This is a genomic window from Glutamicibacter sp. X7 (genome assembly GCF_054889245.1).
On sequence record NZ_CM142678.1, the window covers coordinates 2533099 to 2555393 of the forward strand.

Below are 22295 nucleotides of genomic sequence, written 5' to 3' on the forward strand. Positions count from 1 at the left end.
AATTACTTACCAGCCTTTCCGACCTTGCGGCGGATCTGTTCGCCGGCGTAGCGAATGCCCTTGCCCTTGTAAGGCTCGGTCTTACGCAGCTTGCGGATGTTGGCGGCAACCTCGCCCACCTGCTGCTTGCTAATGCCAGCAACGGTCAGCTTGTTGTTGCCCTCAACGGCAAAGGTGATGCCGGCAGGAGCCGAAACGGTGATCGGGTGCGAGTAACCCAGAGCGAACTCCAGGTCCGAGCCCTTGGCCTGCACACGGTAACCGGTGCCATGGATTTCGAGCTTCTTTTCGTATCCCTCGGTGACACCGATGATCAGGTTGTTGATCAGGGTGCGGGTCAGCCCGTGCAGCGAACGCGATTCGCGCTCGTCGTTCGGACGGGTGACGGTAACAGTGTTCTCGTCCTTGGCAACGGTGATCGGAGCCGAAACGGTCAGCGAAAGCTCACCCTTCGGGCCCTTGACCGAGACCTGCTGGCCATCGATCGTGAGCTCAACGTTGGCCGGGACGGTGATCGGAAGACGTCCAATACGTGACATTGTGTATTCCCTTCCTTCCCGTTACCAGACGTAGGCGAGGACTTCCCCACCCACGCCCTTCTTTGCAGCCTGACGGTCGGTAAGCAGACCGGAGGAGGTGGACAGGATTGCGATGCCAAGACCACCGAGCACGTGCGGCAGGTTGGTGGACTTCGCGTAAACGCGCAGACCTGGCTTGGAGATACGGCGCACGCCAGCGATCGAACGCTCGCGGGTCGGACCGTACTTCAAAGTGATGGTCAGCTTCTTGCCGACTTCGGCAGCCTCTTCCTCGAAGGAGGCAATGTAGCCCTGTTCCTTCAGGATGTTGGCAATGCGCACCTTCAGCTTGCTCGACGGCATCGACACGGTGTCGTGGTAAGCCGAGTTGGCGTTGCGCAGACGAGTCAGCATATCTGCGACTGGATCTGTCATAGACATGTGGGCTTCAGCCCTTCCTCGTTACGGTTTCCTTGAATCGGACCTGTAACGTAGTTGCGATTAATTTTCGGTCTTGAACGGGAAGCCCAGTGCCTTAAGCAAGGCGCGGCCTTCGTCGTCGGTCTTGGCGGTGGTCACCACGGTGATGTCCATACCACGCACGCGATCGATCTTGTCCTGATCGATTTCGTGGAACATGGACTGCTCGGTCAGACCGAAGGTGTAGTTGCCGTTGCCATCGAACTGGCGGTCGCTCAGTCCGCGGAAGTCGCGGATACGCGGCAGTGCCAGGGTGATCAGGCGGTCCACGAATTCCCACATGCGATCGTTGCGCAGAGTGGTGTGGGTACCGATCGGCATGCCTTCGCGCAGCTTGAACTGTGCGATCGACTTGCGAGCACGGGTCACCACTGGCTTCTGACCGGTGATAGCGGTCAGGTCGCGCACGGCGCCTTCAATCAGCTTGGAATCCTTGGCGGCCTCGCCGACACCCATGTTCACAACAACCTTGGTAAGGGTCGGAACCTGCATCGGGTTGGAGTAGTTGAACTGCTCCTGCAGCGCCGGACGGATGTCCGCGGTGTACTTGGTCTTCAGACGTGGCTGGATCTTGGTGGCTGCTTCAGTCATTACAGATCCTTTCCGGAAGCCTTGGCGTAACGGACGCGCACGGTCTTGCTGACGCCGTTCTTTTCAACGGTCTCCTCGCGGAAACCAACGCGGGTAGGCTTCTTGGTCTCGGGATCCACAACGGCCACGTTCGAAACGTGCACGGGAGCCTCGACAACGACGATGCCGCCGCCCTGCGAACCGTTCTCGGTCGGGGTTGCCTTGGTGTGCTTGGTGACGCGGTTAACGCCTTCCACCAGAACACGCTCGGCTGCCGGGAACACCTTCAGGACCTTGCCCTGCAGGCCACGATCCTTGCCGGCCAGTACCTGGACCAGATCGCCCTTCTTGATCTTTGCACCCATGGTTACAGCACCTCCGGAGCCAGGGAAACGATCTTCATGAACTTCTTGTCGCGAAGTTCACGACCCACTGGGCCGAAGATACGAGTACCACGAGGATCGCCAGCGTCACCCTTGAGGATCACTGCGGCGTTCTCGTCGAACTTGATGTAGGAACCGTCTGCGCGACGAACTTCCTTCTTGGTGCGAACGACGACAGCCTTGACGACGTCGCCCTTCTTTACGTTGCCGCCCGGAATTGCATCCTTGACGGTAGCGACAATAGTGTCGCCAATGCCTGCGTAGCGACGCTTCGAGCCACCGAGAACACGAATGGTAAGGATTTCCTTAGCACCGGTGTTATCGGCAACCTTGAGTCGCGACTCCTGCTGAATCACTTATTACTCCTGTCGTCTCGCTGGTTCTCCTAGGGAGCCTTGCGGAACGGATATGGTCCCTCCGATACGATCGCTTACCCCCACCGACGCGGGCGCACCGAATGCTGATCCCAATTGGCGGCAGGGCCGAGGCGTAAAATATCGAAGCCGTGCTGCGTTGCCGAAACGGTGTCTCGGTCACGCTGCATCGAATCGGAGGTGGATAGTCCCCGGAGACAATGCGCACAGAACCTTAAGTCTAGCCTAGATTCGGTGGTTTCCGAAATGGTGTGGTAGTGCCGCCGAACGCGTGATTCGTCACATCGAGGACTGCGGCGTAAAGCGCGCTAGCAGGGCCCGATGATCGGATCCGGCCACCTCGAAGGTGCGGGCGTGCCCCGCTTTCAGCCCCTTGGACAGCTGGTGGTCGATGGTCAATAACGAAGGTAGCTGTGGCAGCGGCGACCAGGTGGGTGCCGCGATCAATCCGTCGGCCGAACTCATGGTGTCGGCAAGCTGCCGGAAGGCCGGATGACCCCGGTGGGCGTTGAAGTCCCCGGCGAGCACCACCGGCGCCGGTGCGGCTTCGGTCCAACGGCCAAGCGCCGCCAATCCCTGGGCCCAGGTCGTAGACTCCCCCAGCGGCGGGCGCACATGCACCCCGGCGATCATCACCGGGCTGCCGGCGAACTCTACGGTCGCGGCGGGAAGTTCATACCATCCAGTGTCGCTGATCGGGGCCAGTTCTTTCAGCGGTAGCGCAGAGAAGATCACCGCATCCCGCTGGCCACCGGTGGGCACCGGTGCGGTGCGGTACTGATAGTCCGCTAGGGCGCCGCGTCGCTCAAGTTCGCGGTGTAGTGGCTCGCTGGTTTCCACGAGCACCAGCACCTCGGGATGTTCGGCGCGAATTACCGCGGCTAGCTCATCGGAGTCGGCCTGCGCACGGCCGGCATTGAAACTGAGCACGCGCAACGACTCGGCCGAATCCGGTATGGCCGCGGAGCTGGGTGCGAGCAACGGATAGCCGGCCAAGGCCAGCACCGCAACGGTCGCTACCGTCCACCGCCAGCGGCGGCGCAACGCGACGACGGCGATCGCCACGGCAAGCAGCGGCAGCATGAGCGGCACCAGGGCTTGAATTTGCGGCAGCCAGCCAATACCGGGCAAGTGCAGATGCGGCAAGAGCGCCACGCACGTCAGCCCAAGCACAACGCCGAGCACACCAAGGCCGCGAAGAGAGGGAAGCTGCATGATCCGAGCCTAGTGCACCGGCGGGGCTACTCGCGTGCCCTCCCCTACCCCGGCACCCCGGACGCAAGGGGCTGCTTAAAAGACTTCACCCCCGGTCCTTCCAAGGGAAGTTCCGGGGGTGAAGTTCAGCTATGTGATCCGTGGAATCACGAGTTGGCTACTTAGCCTTCTCGACGATCTCCACCAGACGCCAACGCTTGTCAGCAGACAGCGGACGGGTCTCGGCGATTACAACCAAGTCACCGATGCCGGCCTCGTTGTTCTCGTCGTGAGCCTTCACGTTTTTGTTACGACGCATAACCTTGCCGTAGAGGGCGTGCTTCACACGGTCCTCAACATCGACAACGATGGTCTTCTGCATCTTGTCAGAAACCACGTAACCACGGAGGGTCTTGCGGTAGTTACGCTCGGTTGCGTTGTCCACACCGTTCTCCTTCTCGCTCATTACTTGGCTTCCTTGGTCTCTTCAGCCGGCACAACAACATCCTGGCGAATGCCCAACTCGCGTTCACGCAGCACGGTGTAGATGCGTGCGATGTCGCGCTTGATCTTCTTCAGGTTGCCGTGGGTCTCGAGCTGACCGGTGGCCGACTGGAAACGGAGGTTGAACAGTTCAGCCTTGGCCTTCTTCAGCTCCTCGTTCAGACGAGCGTTATCGAAGCCGTCCAGAGACTCCATGCTTAGGTCCTTCGAACCGATAGCCATCCCTATTCACCACCCTCACGACGCACGATGCGTGCCTTCATCGGCAGCTTGTGGATTGCAAGGCGCAGGGCCTCGCGTGCTACCTCTTCACTGACACCGGAGAGCTCGAACATGACGCGCCCCGGCTTGACGTTAGCGACCCACCATTCCGGCGAACCCTTACCGGAACCCATACGGGTTTCGGCAGGCTTCTTGGTCAACGGACGGTCAGGGTAGATGTTGATCCACACCTTACCGCCACGCTTGATGTGACGGGTCATGGCGATACGAGCGGCTTCGATCTGACGGTTGGTCACGTAGGCCGGAGTCAGCGCCTGAATGCCGTATTCACCGAATGCAACGGTGGTTCCGCCCTTGGCAGCGCCCGAACGCTTCGGGTGGTGCTGCTTACGGAACTTCACTCGACGTGGGATAAGCATTTAAGCCTCTCCTCCTTCCGCGGCAGGAGCTGCCACAGCGGCACCCTTGTTGCGGTCGTTACGACGACGGCGCTCGCCACCGCGCGGACGGTCGCCACCACGGCCACCGCGTGCCGGAGCGGCAGCGGCCTGCTGAGCAGCCAGTTCCTTAGCGGTTACGTCGCCCTTGTAGATCCAAACCTTCACGCCGATGCGGCCGAAGGTGGTCTTGGCTTCGAACTTGCCGAAGTCGATGTTCGCACGCAGGGTGTGCAGCGGCACGCGACCCTCGCGGTAGAACTCCTTACGCGACATTTCAGCGCCACCCAGACGGCCGGAGCACTGAACACGGATGCCCTTGGCACCAGCGCGCATGGCCGACTGCATAGCCTTCTTCATTGCGCGGCGGAATGCCACACGCGAAGCGAGCTGCTCGGCGATGCCCTGGGCGACCAGCATGGCCTCCATGTCAGGGTTCTTGACCTCGAGGATGTTCAGCTGAACCTGCTTAGCGGTCAGCTTCTCCAGCTCACCGCGGATGCGGTCAGCTTCGGCGCCACGGCGACCGATAACGATACCCGGGCGGGCGGTGTGGATGTCCACACGCACGCGGTCACGGGTGCGCTCGATCTCGACGCGGGCGATACCGGCGCGATCCATACCAGTGGACAGCAGCTCGCGGATCTTTACGTCTTCCTTCACGTAATCCTTGTAGCGCTGACCCGGCTTGTTGCCATCGGCGAACCAGTGCGAAACGTGGTCAGTGGTGATGCCGAGACGGAATCCGTTCGGGTTTACCTTCTGTCCCATTTACTTCTCCCCACCCTTCTCCGGGGTTGAAACAACCACGGTGATGTGGCTGGTGCGCTTCTTGATCTGGTAGGCACGACCCTGAGCGCGCGGCTGGAACCGCTTCATGGTCGGACCCTCGTCAACAAACGCCTCGCTGATGTACAGCTCGTCCTCATTGAATGCTTCACCTGCGCGGTCCGCGGCGGCACGGGCGTTAGCCACTGCCGATGCGACAACCTTGTACACTGGCTCCGAAGCTGCCTGAGGGGCAAACTTCAGTACTGCCAATGCCTCGTTCGTCTGCAAGCCACGAACAAGGTTGACGACGCGCCGGGCCTTCATAGGCGTTACGCGGATGTGACGCGCAATAGCCTTGGCTTCCATTGCTTTCCTTCTCTCGTCTATCGAAGAAGTGCAAGCTCCTCTAGGTCCCTCGCGGGGCCTAGCGGCGCTTACCCTTCTTGTCGTCCTTCACGTGGCTACGGAACGTGCGGGTCGGAGCAAACTCACCGAGCTTGTGTCCAACCATCGCTTCGGTGACAAACACCGGGATGTGCTTACGTCCGTCGTGCACGGCGATGGTGTGTCCCAGCATGTCCGGGACAATCATCGAACGGCGGGACCACGTCTTGATGACGTTCTTGGTGCCCTTTTCGTTCTCAGCCTGCACCTTCAGGTACAGGTGCTGATCGACGAAGGGGCCTTTCTTCAGGCTGCGTGGCATGTTTCCAGGCTCCTATCGCTTGTTCTTGCCGGTACGACGGCGACGCACAATAAGCTTGTCGCTTTCCTTGTTCGGACGGCGAGTACGTCCTTCACGCTTACCGTTAGGGTTGACCGGGTGGCGACCACCGGAGGTCTTACCTTCACCACCACCGTGTGGGTGATCGATCGGGTTCATGGCCACACCACGCACGGTCGGGCGAACGCCCTTCCAGCGCATACGGCCGGCCTTACCCCAGTTGATGTTGATCTGCTCGGCGTTACCCACCTCGCCGACGGTTGCGCGGCAGCGCACGTCAACGTTGCGGATTTCACCCGAAGGCAGACGCAGCTGGGCGAAGCGACCTTCACGGGCCACCAGCTGGATCGATGCGCCAGCGGAGCGGGCCATCTTGGCGCCGCCGCCCGGACGCAGCTCAACAGCGTGGATCACGGTACCGACCGGGATGTTGCGCAGCGGCAAGTTGTTGCCAGGCTTGATATCCGCGTTCGGACCGGCCTCGACGGTGTCGCCCTGGCTCAGCTTGTTCGGTGCGATGATGTAACGCTTGGTGCCGTCCACGTAGTGGAGCAGCGCGATACGGGCGGTACGGTTCGGGTCGTACTCGATGTGAGCGACCTTTGCCGGCACGCCGTCCTTGTCGTGACGACGGAAGTCGATCAGACGGTAGGCGCGCTTGTGACCGCCACCCTTGTGACGGGTGGTGATCTTACCGGAGTTGTTACGGCCGCCGGACTTGGTCAGCGGGCGAACCAGCGACTTTTCCGGGGTCGACCGGGTAACTTCTGCGAAGTCGGCTACCGACGAGCCACGCAGGCCCGGGGTAGTCGGCTTGTACTTACGAATTCCCATTTATTCTAATTCCTCGTTAAAGTGGTCTCCGCTTAGGAAAGCGGACCGCCGAAGATGTCAATCGAGCCTTCCTTCAGGGTGATGATGGCGCGCTTGGTGTTCTTGCGCTGCCCCCACCCGAAGCGGGTGCGCTTGCGCTTACCGGCTCGGTTGATGGTGTTTACGGAGTCAACCTTGACGTTGAAAATGCTCTCAACGGCGTACTTGATTTCCGTCTTGTTGGAACCCGGTGCGACCTCGAAGGTGTACTTACCTTCGTCGATCAGACCGTAGCTCTTTTCCGAAACGACGGGTGCGATGACCACGTCGTGCGGTGCCTTAGAGAAGACGCTCACTTGGCTTCCTCCTTCTGAACCAGGGCATCGAAGGCGGCCTTGGTGAAGACCACGTCGTCCGAAACCAGAACATCGTAGGTGTTCAGCTGGTCAACGTAGAGAACGTGCACGTCTGCGAGGTTGCGCACGGAGAGTGCTGCCACATCGTTGGCGCGGTCGATAACGACCAGCAGGTTCTTACGCTCGGTCAGCGAACGCAGGGTAGCAAGCGCGCCCTTGGTCGACGGAGTCTCGCCGTCCACCACGTTCTCGATGACGTGGACGCGACCGAAGCGGGCGCGATCCGACAGGGCGCCACGCAGAGCGGCGGCCTTCATCTTCTTCGGGGTGCGCTGCGAGTAGTCGCGCGGGGTCGGACCGTGGACAATGCCACCGCCGGTCATGTGCGGAGCACGGATCGAACCCTGACGGGCGCGGCCGGTACCCTTCTGCTTGAACGGCTTACGACCTGCACCGGAAACCTCGGCGCGAGTCTTGGTCTTGTGAGTGCCCTGACGTGCGGCGGCCAGCTGTGCGACAACTACCTGGTGCAGCAGCGGAACGTTGGTCTGTACGTCGAAGATCTCTGCGGGCAGTTCGACGTTAAGTGCCTTAGTCATTAGCTTATGCTCCCTTCACAGCGGTGCGTACGAGCACGACGCGACCGCGAGCGCCTGGAACGGCACCCTTGATCAGCAGGAGGTTCTTCTCAGCGTCAATGGCGTGAACGGTCAGGTTCTGCGTGGTAACACGCTCTGCACCCATGCGACCGGCCATGCGCTGACCACGGAAAACGCGACCTGGGGTGGTTGCGCCGCCGATGGAACCTGGCTTGCGGTGGTTCTTGTGAGCACCGTGAGAAGCGGAGACGCCCTTGAAGTTGTGGCGCTTCATAACACCAGCGAAGCCCTTACCCTTCGAGGTACCCACGACGTCGACCTTCTGGCCGGCGGTGAACAGCTCGACGGACAGCTCCTGGCCGGCGGTGTACTCTGCGGCATCATCGGTGCGCAGTTCGACCAGGTGACGACGTGGGGTCACGCCGGCAGCTTCAAAGTGACCAGCCAGCGGCTTGGTGACCTTGCGTGGGTCGATCTGGCCGTAGCCGATCTGAACTGCGGTGTAGCCATCGCGCTCTTCATTGATGAGCTTGGTGACAACGTTGCTGTCAGCCTGCACGACGGTGACCGGGATCAGGTTGTTGTTTTCGTCCCAAACCTGGGTCATGCCGAGCTTCGTGCCCAGCAGGCCCTGAACTTTACGGGTTGCGGTCATAGTTTTCTCAGCACCTCCCCTAGAGCTTGATTTCGATGTTGACGTCCGCTGGCAAGTCGAGACGCATCAGCGAGTCAACGGCCTTCGGGGTCGGATCGACGATGTCGATCAGACGCTTGTGCGTGCGCATTTCGAAGTGCTCACGGCTGTCCTTGTACTTGTGGGGCGAACGGATAACGCAGTACACGTTCTTCTCCGTCGGCAGCGGCACTGGGCCGACTACGGTTGCGCCTGCGCGCGTGACCGTCTCAACGATCTTCCGGGCAGAAACGTCAATGACCTCGTGGTCATACGACTTCAGCCGGATGCGGATTTTCTGTCCCGCCATGGCGTCATGCCTCTTTCTGATAGCACTCTCTACAGTTACTGTGCCCTACGGGTTCCCTCAAGGAACCGGCACGCCTTACACTGCGACTGAATCCGGATAAATCCGGGTTCCTCACCCGCAGGTGGCTCCGACCCACGCGGTCGGGCGTGTCGCGAATATTTCAGTCGCAACAAACCCTGGCAATTCTCATGCCCTCGTTGGTCTGTTCATCCAAGCAGTTGTATCGGTCCCGAACCCCAGGCATTATCCTGAGTGAGAGCCGATCCCGGTCGTTGGAATCGTATCGATTACCCCGTCACGGGGATCGAGTTGCAAACAAGCAACTTATCCAGTCTGACAGGTCGGCCCCGAACGCGCAAATCATTGGGCGCATCCGGGGCCAGTGATCTTCGCCTCAGCCTTGCTCGTTCTCCGGTGGATGTGGTGGCCGAGGCGGCTGCGGCGCAGCGGAATTCGGTGGCGGAGCCTGCGGCGGCTCGGTCGGCTGGACGCCTCGTCCCGGAGGACGCCACGGTTGACGTGGCGCTTGAGGCCCCGGCGGCGCCATGGGCGGTGCACCCTGATTCGGTGGCATCGGCGCCATGGGCTGCGGCGGCATCGGTTGGGCCGGCGGTGGGGTCCCCTGCTCCGGGCGTCCGCGCCCTTCGGTGCGTTGCAGGCTGCGGATCGCCAACACGATCAGGCCAGCACCGATCACCACAAGCCACAGCACCGCCAGGTAACGCAGGAACCACATCACCGACAGCGTGATACCTACCGCGGAGAACCAGAGGTAGAGCTTGTCGGAGAGTACGAGCCCGAGAGCCAGGCCCACGGCGTAGAGGGTGAGCACCAAGACCTGTACGACGACCGCCCCGTCGATCAACGCGCTGAGTAGGGCCATGCTGTTGAGGATCAGGGTGGCGATCCCCCACCGCTTCGCGAGCACCGCCCGGCGCCCGATCAGGTGACGCAGCACGATCAAGGCTGCGAGCATGGCGAAGTAGAACAGTGCCGCGCTCGGGGTGGGTGTGCGCACCAATCGGTCGTACCCCGACAGCGCCAACGCGCCCAAATAGATCAGATAGAAATCGGTTGCGCCCCGGGCAAAGCGTGCCGGTACCTCATACAGTCGGACAAGGAGCCCGGCTCCCGCCATGAGCACGATTCCGAGCAGCACCGCCCAGAGTTCCGCTTGGCGCAGGTGTGCGTCGAGGCCAGCGACAAAGAGCGCCAGAAGCATCCCGGCCGCATAGAAGCGTCCGGCGGCGCCGACCGCCTCCGCGCTACTGGCCGGGCGACCGAAGCGGTAGCGTCCCGGCTCCTCGCCGTAGCGGCCATGAAGCAACGCGGCCACAAACAGGAGCAGCGCGGCGATAATCATGGTCCAGAAGGAATCCCAGGTGAAGCCGATACCGCTACTCGGTCCGCGGCGGAAGGCCAGAATCGCCGAGTACAGTGCGCTGGGCACCAGCATGGTCGCCAGCAGGGCGCCGAGCGGTAGACGGCGGGTGTGTACCAGCAAGGCCAGGTAGCAGGCCAAGGTTCCCAGGGCCGCCGCGACCCGTCCGTAGCCTTCCGTCCACAGCACGCTGATGCTCAGCGGCACCACGAGCCCGGTGACGGTCGCCGGAATAAACTCGAAGCGGTTCCTCGTCGACCATTCGACGAGGATCGCGGCCCACGCCAAGGCGACCAAGAGCGTGCAGGCCAGCGCCGGGCCATACCAACTGGTGCGCAGCCAGCCAAGGGAAGTCGAGAAGTTCATGGCAGGGGCCGTAAGGAGTAGCACCATGCCGAGCGGGATAGCCACATGATGCAAGGCAACGCGTGGCTTCCCGGAAAACACCTTGGCGCAGACCAGCGCATGCGCCACGAGATATAGCGCCAGCAGCATGGTGGTGCCACGGTCGGCGGTCAGCGCACCGGATAGGTAGATGCCAAGTGTCAGCAGGAGCAGCACCGGCAAGAGCGCGGCGATCAACCCATGCTCGACCCGCAACGCGGTGCCTTGGCGCCAATGCACGATCAACCGTGCGGTCTGCGGCACCATCACGGTACTCGCCACGATGGCCAACTGCCCGTGGATATCGATCTCGAGTTGGTAGACGGTCCACCAAGATGCCAGCGAAAGCTGGACCTGCCCCAACACGACAAGCAGCACGCGTAGCCAGCCCAGTTCTTGCCGGCGCTCCACCACCGCGTAGTACACCAGATTGGTGGCGGCGATGACCGGTGCGAGCCACCAGTAATCATCGAGGAAGGATCCGAAGAAGATGAGTGCACCGGTGGCCAGTGCTGCCAGGTGCGACAACGAACCGGGGCGCGTCCGCGCCTGCACGGCAGCCAGCCGGATCACCACGCCGAGTCCGGCCAGCGCCAGGAACACCAGGCACCATCCGGCGCCGAGCCCCAGGAAGCCGAGCCGGTCCGAGCCTTCGTCGGCCAATGCGCGCAGTACCGCGAGGACCAAAACCAACCCCAAGAGACTGGCGAGGTTCCGAGCTACATGGTGCGCTTCGGACTGTGCGTCATGAGTCAATAGTCGACCGGCGTAGCTCAACCAGATCAGGGTACCGAGGAAGCCGAGTCCCAGCCCGAGGCTGACACCTAGCGCCGTGGTTTCGGTGCCCTCGCCGACGCTGAGCCACTGCGCCAGATAACCCAGCAGCGCCAGCATGTTGATCACCAGTAACCAGCGCAGGTGTGCCAGCCATTCGCCCCTGACCGGCAGGGCGTGTCGGCCCGCAAAGCCGAGAGCGAGCAGAGCCACCAGTAGGGCGGGCAATGGAAGCCAAGGATAGTACTGAGAGCCCGCATTGGAGCAGAGCGCAAGCAGCGGCACCGCGATCATTTCCACCAGTGCACGCTGGCGTAGCGCCGGAAGGGTCATCACGAGCAGCGCCGGGATCACCAGCAGATAGAACCACGGCGATTGGGCGGCGGCGGTGTCGCCGACCAACACCAAACCCACGCAGATCAGTGTCAGCGCCCAGCTGGCAGCTCGCTCGGCTCGATAGCTGCTGAAGCTGACGCCAAATCGCGTGCGGTAGCCCGGTGCGAACGCCGCGACCGCGGCCGCCTGCCCGGCAATGAGCAATGCGGCCACGCTCGTGATCCAGGAGAACTCGGCCCCTAGGTAGTCCATGCCGAAGAGCGCAGCGGCGGTCAACGCCAGCCGTGCGCCGATGAGTTTCAGCCACCGATGCGTGGTTTCCAGCGCCAACCGAAGCGCGGTGTGTGCACCGATGAGCGCGAAGATCCAAAAGAGACGGCCACTGCCCAAACTCCCGAACAGCAGGAAGGCTAGTAATGCGGTGATCAACGGCAGCACGCGCCCGGTCTGCCGGATCGGCTCGGCGAATATGGTCTGAGCAATCCGCGGCTGACGCAGGAGCAAGAACAGGAAGATCCCGGAGAGCACCAGCAGCGCGAGCAGATAGCTCATGATGGATTGCTGCAGCACCGAGGCCGAGGCCATGGCCGTGGAGATGAGGATCGCCACCGCCAACCAGGCCAGGATCTTGGAATTGAGCCGCACGGTCGCGTAGCCGAACGCCAACGTGGAGACCAAGGAATAGGCGAACCAGGTCAGGGGGCCATCGGCGCCCAGTGAGGAATAGGTGGCCCAGGCGCATAGCGGGAGCAGGGCCAGCCCGGTCCCGGCGAAGGCGGTGGCCGCAGGGCGCAATGCGCGTTTCCGCGCGTGGGTGATCAGCCCCGCCAGGTAGAAGCCGACGGCAATGAGACCCAGCAGAACTACCTTGGCCAGTGGCGGCAGCGCGAAGGTGAGGAACCCGGCGCCGGCGGCGACGATGAGCAATGCGGCCACGTAGAGCGTGATGTTGATATTACGCAGTTCGCGTTCACGGGGGCTGAGCACTCGGGCCGGACGCTTCGGTGCGCCGGCCGGGGGTGCTGGCGGCAGGCTGCCGGTGCCACCCGGCGCGCCCTGCGCTGTCGCCGGTCTCCATGGCTGCGCTACCGGTGCGGCGGGCGGTGTTACCGGAGTAGGTGACTGTGGCGGGCGTGCCGTCGTGTCAAAGATACGGTCGCGTTCCGGCCTCTGGGCCGGAGGCGGCTCGGGCCACGGTGCGGGGCTGGGCGGAGTGGAGTACGCAGCGGAAGCGGTGTCTTGCTCCTGGCTGGAAGCGCGTTGTTGCTCGCGGTAGTTGACCGCGGCATCGTAGCCTTCCTGCCAGATCTTGGCCCGCTGATCACGTAGGACGCGTTCACGGCCGAGGCGGCCTAGCCAAAAGCCCAGTGCGAGGGCCGGGATGAGGAGCACGAGCGCACCTAGCAGTGTCAGAAGCATCTATCTCTCCCCAATTCGCTATCCGTCGGCGGCACCGATCCGTTCAATTAGACCACTACCTCGACTTAACTGCCAGTTCAGGCGGACTTTTGGGCAATAAAAATCGCCCCCGTTCATCCACTGGGGATGAGCGGGGGCGACTTTGGAACTAGGTGCGACCTAGATCAGTTCAAGCAGAAACTACTTGATGATCTTGGTAACGCGACCCGAACCCACGGTGCGGCCACCCTCACGGATAGCGAAGCCGAGGCCCTCTTCCATTGCGATCGGCTGGATCAGCTCGACGGTCATCTCGGTGTTGTCACCCGGCATGACCATTTCGGTGCCTTCCGGCAGGGTGATAACGCCGGTGACGTCGGTGGTGCGGAAGTAGAACTGCGGACGGTAGTTCGAGTAGAACGGGTTGTGACGTCCGCCTTCGTCCTTCGACAGGATGTAGACGTTGGCTTCGAAGTCGGTGTGCGGGGTGATCGAACCCGGTGCAACAACAACCTGGCCACGCTCGACATCGTCGCGCTTCAGACCGCGAAGCAGCAGACCACAGTTCTCGCCTGCCCATGCTTCGTCGAGCTGCTTGTGGAACATCTCGATACCGGTAACGGTGGTCTTCTGGATCGGGCGGATGCCAACGATCTCGACCTCGGAGTTGATGGCGAGGGTACCACGCTCGGCGCGGCCGGTCACCACGGTACCGCGACCGGTGATGGTGAAGACGTCCTCGATCGGCATCAGGAACGGCTTGTCGCGATCGCGAACCGGATCCGGGATGTACTCGTCAACGGCTTCCATCAGGTCCTCAACGGCCTTGACCCACTGCGGATCGCCTTCCAGAGCCTTCAGGCCCGAAACGCGGATAACCGGAGCGTTGTCACCGTCGAACTCCTGCGAGGACAGAAGTTCGCGAACTTCCATCTCCACCAGCTCGAGCAGCTCTTCGTCCTCGACCATGTCGGACTTGTTCAGTGCGACCATCAGGGTCGGCACGCCAACCTGGCGAGCCAGCAGCACGTGCTCGCGGGTCTGAGCCATCGGGCCGTCGGTGGCGGCAACCACGAGGATTGCACCGTCCATCTGAGCAGCACCGGTGATCATGTTCTTGACGTAGTCAGCGTGACCCGGGGCATCGACGTGAGCGTAGTGACGCTTCTCGGTCTGGTACTCGATGTGCGCGATGTTGATGGTAATACCGCGCTGGCGCTCTTCCGGAGCCGAGTCGATGTTTGCGAAGTCGCGCTGCTCGTTGATATCCGGGTACTTGTCAGCAAGCACCTTGGAAATGGCAGCGGTCAACGTGGTCTTACCGTGGTCAACGTGACCGATGGTGCCGATGTTGACGTGCGGCTTAGTCCGCTCGAACTTTGCCTTTGCCACAGGTTCCTCCTAGAAACGTTTACAGAAGACTTCCTTCGTCTGCGCGGTTCGCAAACGAAACTGGAACAAGTCTACTGGGGGCATGGATAAATATGGAAATTTCGGTCCTCTGCGGGAGTCGCATGTGATGAGAATCCCTCGTTGGCCGTTTGCGAGGCCGACCTCAATGGCTTTGGGCCGGCCTCGCGATCGGCCACTTCCCCACTAGCGTGGGGTCACGGCCAAGTTTGTTGCCGAGACGATTACTCGCCGCGGGCCTTCTGCACGATCTCGTCGGCGACGGCCTTCGGAACCTCAGCGTAGCTGGAGAAGGTCATCGAGTACACCGCGCGACCCTGGGTGCGCGAACGCAGGTCACCGATGTAGCCGAACATTTCGGACAGCGGCACGTTGGCCTTGACGACCTTCACGCCGGCGGCGTCGGACATTTCCTGAATCGCACCACGGCGCGAGTTCAGGTCACCAATCACGTCGCCCATGTACTCTTCCGGAGTACGAACCTCAACGGCCATCAGCGGTTCGAGCAGAACCGGGTTGGCGCGGCGTGCGCCTTCCTTGAAGACCTGCGAGCCGGCGATCTTGAACGCCATTTCGGAGGAGTCAACGTCGTGGTAGGCACCGTCGATGAGGGTAGCCTTGACGCCCACCATCGGGTAACCGGCGAGGATACCGAACTGCATGGCGTCCTGGATACCGGCGTCCACCGATGGGATGTATTCGCGAGGCACGCGACCACCGGTCACGGCGTTCTTGAATTCGTAGGTAACACCGTCGACAACCTCGAGAGGTTCGAAGGAAACCTGCACCTTTGCGAACTGACCGGAACCACCGGTCTGCTTCTTGTGGGTGTAGTCGACCTTCTCGACAGCCTTCTTGATGGTTTCGCGGTACGCAACCTGCGGCTTACCAACGTTTGCTTCCACGCGGAATTCGCGCTTCATGCGGTCCACCAGGATGTCCAGGTGCAGCTCGCCCATGCCGCCGATTTCGGTCTGGCCGGTCTCTTCGTTCAGCGACACGGTGAAGGTCGGGTCCTCCGCCGAAAGCTTCTGAATAGCGGTGGAGAGCTTCTCCTGGTCACCCTTGGTCTTCGGTTCGATGGCCACGAAGATCACTGGATCCGGGAAGGTCATCGACTCGAGAACGATCGGGTTGGCCGGATCGCAGAGGGTGTCACCGGTGGTGGTGTCCTTCAGACCGATCACGGCGTAGATGTGACCGGCAACGATCTCGTCCACCGGGTTCTCCTTGTTGGAGTGCATCTGGAAGAGCTTTCCGACGCGCTCCTTCTTACCCTTGGTGGAGTTCAGCAGCTGTGCACCGGCTTCGACGCGACCGGAGTACACGCGAATGAAGTTCAGCTGGCCGAAGAATGGGTGAGCGGCGATCTTGAAGGCCAGCGCCGAGAACGGTGCTTCCTTGCTCGGCTCGCGGGTCAGCTCGACCTCTTCGTCCTTCGGGTCGTGACCAACCATGGCGCCCACGTCCAGCGGGGTCGGCAGGTAGTCGATCACGGCGTCGAGCATTGGCTGCACGCCGCGGTTCTTGAAGGCCGAACCACAGAAGACCGGGTAGGCTTCCGAGTTCACGGTCAGCTTACGGATGCCGGCCTTGATCTCGTCGATGGTCAGCTCTTCGCCCTCGAGGTACTTCTCCATGAGTTCCTCGGAAGCCTCGGCCACATCTTCGATGAGCTTGGCGCGGTATTCCTCGGCCTTCTCCTGAAGGTCGGCCGGGATTTCCTTGGTCTCATAGGCAGCACCCAGGGACACGTCGCCCTTGGCGTCGCCTTCCCAAACCAGAGCCTTCATGCTCAGCAGGTCGACGACACCGATGAAGTCGCTCTCGGAGCCGATCGGCAGCTGCATAACCAGCGGCTTGGCACCGAGGCGGTTGATGATGGTGTCTACGGTGAAGTAGAAGTCAGCGCCCAGCTTGTCCATCTTGTTGACGAAGCAGATACGCGGAACGTCGTACTTGTCAGCCTGACGCCACACGGTCTCAGACTGAGGCTCGACGCCTTCCTTACCGTCGAAGACGGCAACGGCGCCATCGAGCACGCGCAGCGAACGCTCCACCTCAACGGTGAAGTCAACGTGGCCCGGGGTGTCGATGATGTTGATCTGGTTCTTGTTCCAGAAGCAGGTAACGGCCGCGGAGGTAATGGTAATACCGCGTTCCTTTTCCTGTTCCATCCAGTCGGTGGTCGACGCACCATCGTGGGTCTCACCGAGCTTGTGGTTCACACCCGTGTAGAACAGGATGCGCTCAGTAGTAGTGGTCTTACCGGCATCGATGTGAGCCATGATGCCAATGTTGCGGACCTTATTCAGGTCGGTCAGCACGTCCTGTGCCACGTTGTCTCCCTTTGAGGTGAGGCTTGAGTCGATCGGCGGTACCAGTAAAGTACCGCCGATCTACTCAGGCGGTTCTTACCAGCGGTAGTGAGCGAAGGCCTTGTTGGACTCGGCCATCTTGTGAGTGTCTTCGCGACGCTTCACAGCGGCACCCAGACCGTTCGAGGCATCCAGAATCTCGTTCATCAGACGCTCGATCATGGTCTTCTCGCGGCGAGCCTTGGAGTACCCAACGAGCCAGCGCAGAGCCAGTGCGGTTGCACGGCCCGGCTTGACCTCGACAGGAACCTGGTAGGTTGCGCCACCAACGCGGCGGGAACGAACCTCAAGGGCCGGACGGATGTTGTCCATGGCCTTCTTCAAGGTCGAAACCGCATCGGTACCGGACTTGGCAGCAGCACCTTCAAGAGCACCGTAAACGATGCGCTCGGCGGTGGACTTCTTGCCGTCCACGAGAACCTTGTTGATCAGCTGGGTGACCAACGGGGAATCATAAACCGGATCGGAAACCAGTGGGCGCTTCGGCGCCGGACCCTTACGAGGCATTACTTGCCACCCTTCTTTGCACCGTAGCGGGAACGAGCCTGCTTGCGATCCTTAACACCCTGAGTATCCAGAGCACCACGAACAATCTTGTAGCGGACACCCGGCAAGTCCTTCACACGACCACCGCGCACCAGCACGATGGAGTGTTCCTGCAGGTTGTGACCGACACCTGGGATGTAGGCGGTAACTTCCATGCCACCGGCCAGGCGCACACGGGCAACCTTACGCAGTGCGGAGTTCGGCTTCTTCGGGGTGGTGGTGTACACACGGGTGCACACGCCACGACGCATTGGGTTGCCCTTAAGGGCAGGTGCCTTGGTCTTATTGACCTTAGGCGCGCGGCCCTTACGGACCAACTGCTGAATAGTAGGCACTTTCGTGTCCTTCCATATTGCTAAAGTTCTTCGGCACCACTCACCCACCAACGAATTCGTGAGCGCGTGGAGCTAACTGCTCGTTTTATCGCGAGCTAAAAACAAAAAGTTCTAGGCGTGCGAAAGTGTGGCATTCGTTGCGCAACGACCCCGCAACCCGGACTGCGTCCATTTTGCCACACATAAAACAATTGACCTTAGCCTATCACGCGGAACGCCCGATCCCCGAATCTCTCCGGGATTACCACTGTGATCTCCACCGTAGGACCCGTGGGTAAACAACCGGTAAGCCGCCGGTGAGCGATGGCCAAATACCTGGCTGTCGCAGGGTCACTAGTAGTTTCTTCACCTAATGATGAATCGCCTAGTTTTCTTCGATGTTCCGGTTAACGGGGCGGGCCCCGCCGCACCCTAAAGTGCGACGGGGCCCGCAGGCTCGGTCTCCGGTTTAGCGGAAGTCCGACCCGTGGTCGTAGTCATCCATCGAGATGGCCTGGAATTCCGGGGAGAGCCCGCCTTCCAGTGCATCGTCGTAGAGACCCGAGGAGAACGCCGAGGAACCGGTGAACAACGTGGCCTTGGCCTCGTCGGTCGGCTCAACGTCGATCTGGGTGTAGCGGTCCAGGCCGGTACCGGCCGGGATCAGCTTACCGATGATCACGTTTTCCTTCAGACCCAACAGCGGATCGTCCTTGCCCTCCATGGCGGCCTGCGTCAGAACGCGAGTGGTCTCCTGGAAGGACGCTGCCGACAGCCACGAGTCGGTGGCCAGCGACGCCTTGGTGATACCCATCATCTCGTCACGACCAGCCGCCGGACGCTTGCCCTCGGTGACTGCCTTGCGGTTAGCCGAGGTGAAGCGTGCGCGGTCGGTGAGCTCACCTGGCAGCAAGTCGGTTTCGCCCGACTCGATGACGGTGACGCGGCGCAGCATCTGACGCACGATAACTTCCACGTGCTTATCGTGGATGCCCACACCCTGCGACTGGTACACGTCCTGAACCTCGCGGACGAGGAACTTCTGTGCCTCACGCGGGCCGAGCACGCGCAGAACCTGCTTCGGATCCAAGGTACCGCTGGTCAGCTGGGTACCAGCGGTGATCGACTGGCCTTCCTCAACCAACAGGCGGGCACGACGCAGTACCGGGTAGGCCTGCTTCTCGTCGCCGTTGTCCGGGGTGACGATCACGCGAAGCTGCTTCTCGTCGTCCTCGATCGACACGCGACCGGTGACCTCGGACATCGGGGCCACACCCTTCGGGGTACGGGCCTCGAAAAGCTCCTGAATACGTGGCAGACCCTGGGTGATATCGTCGGCCGATGCCACACCACCGGTGTGGAAGGTACGCATGGTCAGCTGGGTACCGGGCTCACCGATGGACTGTGCGGCGATAATGCCCACGGCCTCACCAATGTCCACGGTCTTACCGCTGGCCAGCGAACGGCCGTAGCACAGGGCACAGGTGCCCACTGCGGAATCACAGGTCAGCACGGAGCGAACACGGATCTCGTCGACACCGGCGTTGTACAGCTTCTCGATGAGCACATCGCCCACGTCGGAGCCGGCCTCGGCCAACACGTTGCCCTCGGCGTCCTTGACGTCGGTGGCCAGCGTACGGGTGTATGCGGAGTTCTCCACGGTCTCGTGCATGTGGCGCACGCCGTTGACGCTCTCGGCGATCGGCACGGTCAGACCGCGGCGGGTGCCACAGTCCTCTTCGCGCACGATAACGTCCTGCGACACGTCGACCAGACGACGGGTGAGGTAACCGGAGTTAGCGGTCTTCAACGCGGTATCGGCCAGACCCTTACGGGCACCGTGGGTTGCGATGAAGTACTCCAGCACCGACAGGCCCTCGCGGTAGGAGGACTTAATCGGACGCGGGATAATCTCACCCTTCGGGTTCGACACCAGACCACGAATACCGGCAATCTGGCGCAATTGCAGCCAGTTACCACGGGCCTTGGAAGTCACCATGCGGTTAATGGTGTTCAGTTCTTCCATGCCGTTCTTCATGGCCTCGGCAACCTCGTCGGTTGCCTTGGTCCAGATGTCGATCAGGTCCTGACGACGCTCGGAGTCGGCGATCAGACCCTTGTCGTAGGAAGCCTGCACCTTGCGGGCACGCTCCTCGTACGGAGCCAGGATCTCGGCCTTGTTCATGTTCGAGGTGATATCCGAGATCGCCACGGTCACGCCCGAGCGAGTAGCCCAGTGGAAACCGGCATCCTTCAGGTTATCCAGGGTCTCGGCAGCCACGATCTTCGGGTAGCGCTCGGCCAGATCGTTGACGATCTCCGAAAGCGCATCCTTACCGGCCACGCGCTCAACCCATGGGTAATCCGCAGGCAGGGTGTCGTTGAACAGTACCTGGCCCAGCGAGGTTTCGATCAGTGCCTCGGTACCTGGCTCCCAGCCTTCCGGAGCGGGCTGCTCGTCGGAAGGCACGAAGTTCGGTACGCGAACCTTGATCGGTGCGTTCAGGTGCAGTTCGCGACGGTCCATGGCCATGATGGCTTCCGGAACCGAGGTGAACACGCGACCGGCGCCAGCCTCGTCGGCACGCTTGGTGGTCAGGTGGTGCAGACCGATGATCATATCCTGCGAAGGCAGGGCCACCGGGCGGCCATCCGAAGGCTTCAAGATGTTGTGCGAGGACAGCATCAGGATGCGGGCTTCGGCCTGAGCTTCCGGGCTCAGCGGCAGGTGAACTGCCATCTGGTCACCGTCGAAGTCGGCGTTGAACGCGGCACAAACCAACGGGTGCAGCTGCAGGGCCTTACCCTCAACCAGCTGCGGCTCGAAGGCCTGGATACCCAGACGGTGCAGGGTAGGTGCACGGTTGAGCAGTACCGGGTGTTCGGTGATGATCTCTTCGAGAACATCCCACACCTGCGGACGGTAACGCTCGACCATGCGCTTGGCGCTCTTGATGTTCTGTGCGTGGTTCAGGTCGACCAGGCGCTTCATCACGAAGGGCTTGAACAGCTCCAGGGCCATCTGCTTCGGCAGACCACACTGGTGCAGCTTCAGCTGCGGACCAACCACAATCACTGAACGGCCGGAGTAGTCCACGCGCTTACCGAGCAGGTTCTGACGGAAACGACCCTGCTTACCCTTGAGCATGTCGCTCAGGGACTTCAGCGGGCGGTTACCCGGACCGGTGACCGGACGACCACGACGACCGTTGTCGAACAGCGAGTCGACGGCTTCCTGCAGCATGCGCTTTTCGTTGTTCACGATGATCTCGGGGGCACCGAGATCCAGCAGACGCTTCAGGCGGTTGTTGCGGTTGATCACGCGGCGGTACAGGTCGTTCAGGTCCGAGGTGGCGAAACGGCCACCGTCGAGCTGAACCATCGGGCGCAGCTCCGGCGGGATCACCGGAACGGCGTCCAGAACCATACCCTGCGGCGAGTTCTCGGTGCTCAGGAAGGCGTTGACAACCTTCAGGCGCTTGAGGGCGCGAGCCTTCTTCTGGCCCTTGCCGTTGTCGATAACCTGCTTGAGCTCTTCGGCTTCGGCCTTGAGGTCGAAGTTCGCCAGACGCTTCTGGATGGCTTCGGCACCCATGGAGCCCTCGAAGAACAGACCGTACTTCTCACGCATGGTGCGGTACAGGCCTTCGTCACCTTCGAGGTCGGCGACCTTGAGGTTCTTGAAGCGCTCCCAGACCGCACGCAGGCGCTCGGCTTCAGCCTTGGCGCGCTTGTCGATCTGCAGCACGGTCTTCTCGGCGGTGGCGCGAGCCTTGTTCAGCTCGGCACCCTTGGCACCGTCGGCTTCCAGACGCTCGAGTTCTGCCTCGAGGTCGGCGGCCACGGCCTTCTTGTCGGCCTCGGCGTTGTTCGCCAGCTGGCGCAGCTCGAGATCGTGCTGTGCCTGCAGGTTCGGCATTTCGGCGTGGCGACGCTCTTCGTTAACGCTGGTGATCATGTAGGCAGCGAAGTAAATGACCTTTTCCAGGTCCTTTGGTGCCAGATCCAGCAGGTAACCAAGGCGCGAGGGAACACCCTTGAAGTACCAAATGTGGGTCACCGGAGCGGCCAGCTCGATGTGTCCCATGCGCTCACGACGAACGTTCGCGCGGGTCACCTCGACGCCACAGCGCTCACAGATGATGCCCTTGAAGCGCACGCGCTTGTACTTACCGCAGTAGCATTCCCAGTCACGGGAAGGACCGAAGATCTTTTCGCAGAAAAGACCGTCCTTCTCGGGCTTCAGGGTGCGGTAGTTAATGGTTTCCGGCTTCTTGACCTCGCCGTAGCTCCAGTCACGGATTTCGTCCGCGGTGGCCAGGCCAATGCGCATGAGGCCGAATGAGGAATCGCTGGACATAGGGTCCTTTTCTCTCTTCTTTGATCTCTGAAGTCGATGTGGGTGAAGTGTGGGTCCGCCGGGCGGCGTAGCATCTACGCTCGGCG

The 22295-nt window shown here is 61.6% G+C and carries 23 protein-coding genes; all 23 read right to left on the reverse strand.

Annotated elements, in window-relative coordinates; translation table 11 throughout:
* Positions 1-2: 2 nt before the first annotated feature.
* A complete protein-coding gene (gene rplF / locus ACYU0X_RS12090; RefSeq protein ID WP_309406232.1) occupies positions 3-539 on the reverse strand; it encodes a 50S ribosomal protein L6 in 537 nt (178 codons plus the stop codon).
* Between the two features lie 21 nt (positions 540-560).
* Positions 561-959 (reverse strand): 30S ribosomal protein S8, encoded by a 399-nt coding sequence (rpsH, locus tag ACYU0X_RS12095; protein ID WP_309406230.1) that lies wholly within the window; start codon positions 957-959, stop codon positions 561-563.
* A gap of 60 nt (positions 960-1019) precedes the next feature.
* On the reverse strand, positions 1020-1589 hold the full coding sequence (rplE, locus tag ACYU0X_RS12100; protein WP_309406229.1) for a 50S ribosomal protein L5: 570 nt from the start codon (positions 1587-1589) through the stop codon (positions 1020-1022).
* On the reverse strand, positions 1589-1933 hold the full coding sequence (gene rplX, locus ACYU0X_RS12105; RefSeq protein WP_309406227.1) for a 50S ribosomal protein L24: 345 nt from the start codon (positions 1931-1933) through the stop codon (positions 1589-1591). The genes rplE and rplX overlap by 1 nt, the downstream gene beginning before the upstream one ends.
* 2 nt (positions 1934-1935) lie before the next feature.
* Complete coding sequence (gene rplN, locus ACYU0X_RS12110) at positions 1936-2307, reverse strand: 50S ribosomal protein L14 (protein ID WP_309406226.1); 372 nt, start codon at positions 2305-2307, stop codon at positions 1936-1938.
* A 297-nt stretch (positions 2308-2604) separates the two neighbouring features.
* Positions 2605-3540: an endonuclease/exonuclease/phosphatase family protein gene (locus tag ACYU0X_RS12115; RefSeq protein WP_461900946.1), complete on the reverse strand. Its 936-nt coding sequence runs from the start codon at positions 3538-3540 to the stop codon at positions 2605-2607.
* A 157-nt stretch (positions 3541-3697) separates the two neighbouring features.
* A complete protein-coding gene (gene rpsQ / locus ACYU0X_RS12120) occupies positions 3698-3985 on the reverse strand; it encodes a 30S ribosomal protein S17 (protein WP_058254898.1) in 288 nt (95 codons plus the stop codon).
* On the reverse strand, positions 3985-4245 hold the full coding sequence (gene rpmC / locus ACYU0X_RS12125) for a 50S ribosomal protein L29 (protein ID WP_309406221.1): 261 nt from the start codon (positions 4243-4245) through the stop codon (positions 3985-3987). Before rpmC ends, rpsQ begins: the two co-directional genes overlap by 1 nt.
* A 2-nt stretch (positions 4246-4247) precedes the next feature.
* Positions 4248-4664, reverse strand: a complete 417-nt coding sequence (gene rplP, locus ACYU0X_RS12130; RefSeq protein ID WP_309406220.1) for a 50S ribosomal protein L16 — start codon at positions 4662-4664, stop codon at positions 4248-4250.
* Positions 4665-5453: a 30S ribosomal protein S3 gene (gene rpsC / locus ACYU0X_RS12135; protein WP_309406219.1), complete on the reverse strand. Its 789-nt coding sequence runs from the start codon at positions 5451-5453 to the stop codon at positions 4665-4667.
* Complete coding sequence (gene rplV, locus ACYU0X_RS12140) at positions 5454-5819, reverse strand: 50S ribosomal protein L22 (protein ID WP_309406218.1); 366 nt, start codon at positions 5817-5819, stop codon at positions 5454-5456.
* 58 nt (positions 5820-5877) lie between these two features.
* Positions 5878-6159 (reverse strand): 30S ribosomal protein S19, encoded by a 282-nt coding sequence (gene rpsS, locus ACYU0X_RS12145; RefSeq protein ID WP_309406217.1) that lies wholly within the window; start codon positions 6157-6159, stop codon positions 5878-5880.
* 12 nt (positions 6160-6171) lie between these two features.
* Positions 6172-7011 (reverse strand): 50S ribosomal protein L2, encoded by an 840-nt coding sequence (gene rplB / locus ACYU0X_RS12150; RefSeq protein ID WP_309406215.1) that lies wholly within the window; start codon positions 7009-7011, stop codon positions 6172-6174.
* Positions 7012-7043: 32 nt separating this feature from the next.
* Positions 7044-7346, reverse strand: a complete 303-nt coding sequence (gene rplW, locus ACYU0X_RS12155) for a 50S ribosomal protein L23 (RefSeq protein WP_309406213.1) — start codon at positions 7344-7346, stop codon at positions 7044-7046.
* Entirely contained in the window at positions 7343-7945 is a 603-nt protein-coding gene (gene rplD / locus ACYU0X_RS12160; RefSeq protein WP_309406211.1) for a 50S ribosomal protein L4, read from the reverse strand. Before rplD ends, rplW begins: the two co-directional genes overlap by 4 nt.
* A 4-nt stretch (positions 7946-7949) precedes the next feature.
* Positions 7950-8600, reverse strand: a complete 651-nt coding sequence (rplC, locus tag ACYU0X_RS12165; protein ID WP_309406209.1) for a 50S ribosomal protein L3 — start codon at positions 8598-8600, stop codon at positions 7950-7952.
* Between the two features lie 19 nt (positions 8601-8619).
* Positions 8620-8928 (reverse strand): 30S ribosomal protein S10, encoded by a 309-nt coding sequence (rpsJ, locus tag ACYU0X_RS12170; RefSeq protein WP_013349689.1) that lies wholly within the window; start codon positions 8926-8928, stop codon positions 8620-8622.
* A 394-nt stretch (positions 8929-9322) separates the two neighbouring features.
* The gene (locus ACYU0X_RS12175) at positions 9323-13222 is read right to left on the reverse strand and encodes a hypothetical protein (RefSeq protein WP_461900953.1); all 3900 of its coding nucleotides are present in this window, start codon (positions 13220-13222) and stop codon (positions 9323-9325) included.
* Between the two features lie 180 nt (positions 13223-13402).
* Entirely contained in the window at positions 13403-14593 is a 1191-nt protein-coding gene (gene tuf / locus ACYU0X_RS12180) for an elongation factor Tu (RefSeq protein ID WP_309406197.1), read from the reverse strand.
* 242 nt (positions 14594-14835) lie between these two features.
* Positions 14836-16950: an elongation factor G gene (gene fusA / locus ACYU0X_RS12185; protein WP_461900955.1), complete on the reverse strand. Its 2115-nt coding sequence runs from the start codon at positions 16948-16950 to the stop codon at positions 14836-14838.
* 75 nt (positions 16951-17025) lie between these two features.
* Positions 17026-17496 carry a 30S ribosomal protein S7 gene (gene rpsG / locus ACYU0X_RS12190; RefSeq protein ID WP_047119684.1) on the reverse strand — a complete coding sequence of 157 codons (471 nt, stop codon included), beginning with the start codon at positions 17494-17496 and terminating at the stop codon, positions 17026-17028.
* Positions 17496-17870 carry a 30S ribosomal protein S12 gene (gene rpsL, locus ACYU0X_RS12195; RefSeq protein WP_309406191.1) on the reverse strand — a complete coding sequence of 125 codons (375 nt, stop codon included), beginning with the start codon at positions 17868-17870 and terminating at the stop codon, positions 17496-17498. The genes rpsG and rpsL overlap by 1 nt, the downstream gene beginning before the upstream one ends.
* Positions 17871-18318: 448 nt before the next feature.
* Positions 18319-22209 (reverse strand): DNA-directed RNA polymerase subunit beta', encoded by a 3891-nt coding sequence (locus ACYU0X_RS12200; protein ID WP_418907103.1) that lies wholly within the window; start codon positions 22207-22209, stop codon positions 18319-18321.
* Between the last annotated feature and the right edge of the window lie 86 nt (positions 22210-22295).

Excerpts from the sequence above, each read along its gene's own strand:
- rplF (WP_309406232.1), bottom strand. The coding sequence starts at position 539 with ATGTCACGTATTGGACGTCTTCCGATCACCGTCCCGGCCAACGTTGAG.
- rpsH (WP_309406230.1), bottom strand. The coding sequence starts at position 959 with ATGTCTATGACAGATCCAGTCGCAGATATGCTGACTCGTCTGCGCAAC.
- rplE (WP_309406229.1), bottom strand. The coding sequence starts at position 1,589 with ATGACTGAAGCAGCCACCAAGATCCAGCCACGTCTGAAGACCAAGTAC.
- rplX (WP_309406227.1), bottom strand. The coding sequence starts at position 1,933 with ATGGGTGCAAAGATCAAGAAGGGCGATCTGGTCCAGGTACTGGCCGGC.
- ACYU0X_RS12115 (WP_461900946.1), bottom strand. The coding sequence starts at position 3,540 with ATGCAGCTTCCCTCTCTTCGCGGCCTTGGTGTGCTCGGCGTTGTGCTT.
- rpsQ (WP_058254898.1), bottom strand. The coding sequence starts at position 3,985 with ATGAGCGAGAAGGAGAACGGTGTGGACAACGCAACCGAGCGTAACTAC.
- rpmC (WP_309406221.1), bottom strand. The coding sequence starts at position 4,245 with ATGGCTATCGGTTCGAAGGACCTAAGCATGGAGTCTCTGGACGGCTTC.
- rplP (WP_309406220.1), bottom strand. The coding sequence starts at position 4,664 with ATGCTTATCCCACGTCGAGTGAAGTTCCGTAAGCAGCACCACCCGAAG.
- rpsC (WP_309406219.1), bottom strand. The coding sequence starts at position 5,453 with ATGGGACAGAAGGTAAACCCGAACGGATTCCGTCTCGGCATCACCACT.
- rplV (WP_309406218.1), bottom strand. The coding sequence starts at position 5,819 with ATGGAAGCCAAGGCTATTGCGCGTCACATCCGCGTAACGCCTATGAAG.
- rpsS (WP_309406217.1), bottom strand. The coding sequence starts at position 6,159 with ATGCCACGCAGCCTGAAGAAAGGCCCCTTCGTCGATCAGCACCTGTAC.
- rplB (WP_309406215.1), bottom strand. The coding sequence starts at position 7,011 with ATGGGAATTCGTAAGTACAAGCCGACTACCCCGGGCCTGCGTGGCTCG.
- rplD (WP_309406211.1), bottom strand. The coding sequence starts at position 7,945 with ATGACTAAGGCACTTAACGTCGAACTGCCCGCAGAGATCTTCGACGTA.
- rplC (WP_309406209.1), bottom strand. The coding sequence starts at position 8,600 with ATGACCGCAACCCGTAAAGTTCAGGGCCTGCTGGGCACGAAGCTCGGC.
- rpsJ (WP_013349689.1), bottom strand. The coding sequence starts at position 8,928 with ATGGCGGGACAGAAAATCCGCATCCGGCTGAAGTCGTATGACCACGAG.
- ACYU0X_RS12175 (WP_461900953.1), bottom strand. The coding sequence starts at position 13,222 with ATGCTTCTGACACTGCTAGGTGCGCTCGTGCTCCTCATCCCGGCCCTC.
- rpsG (WP_047119684.1), bottom strand. The coding sequence starts at position 17,496 with ATGCCTCGTAAGGGTCCGGCGCCGAAGCGCCCACTGGTTTCCGATCCG.
- ACYU0X_RS12200 (WP_418907103.1), bottom strand. The coding sequence starts at position 22,209 with ATGTCCAGCGATTCCTCATTCGGCCTCATGCGCATTGGCCTGGCCACC.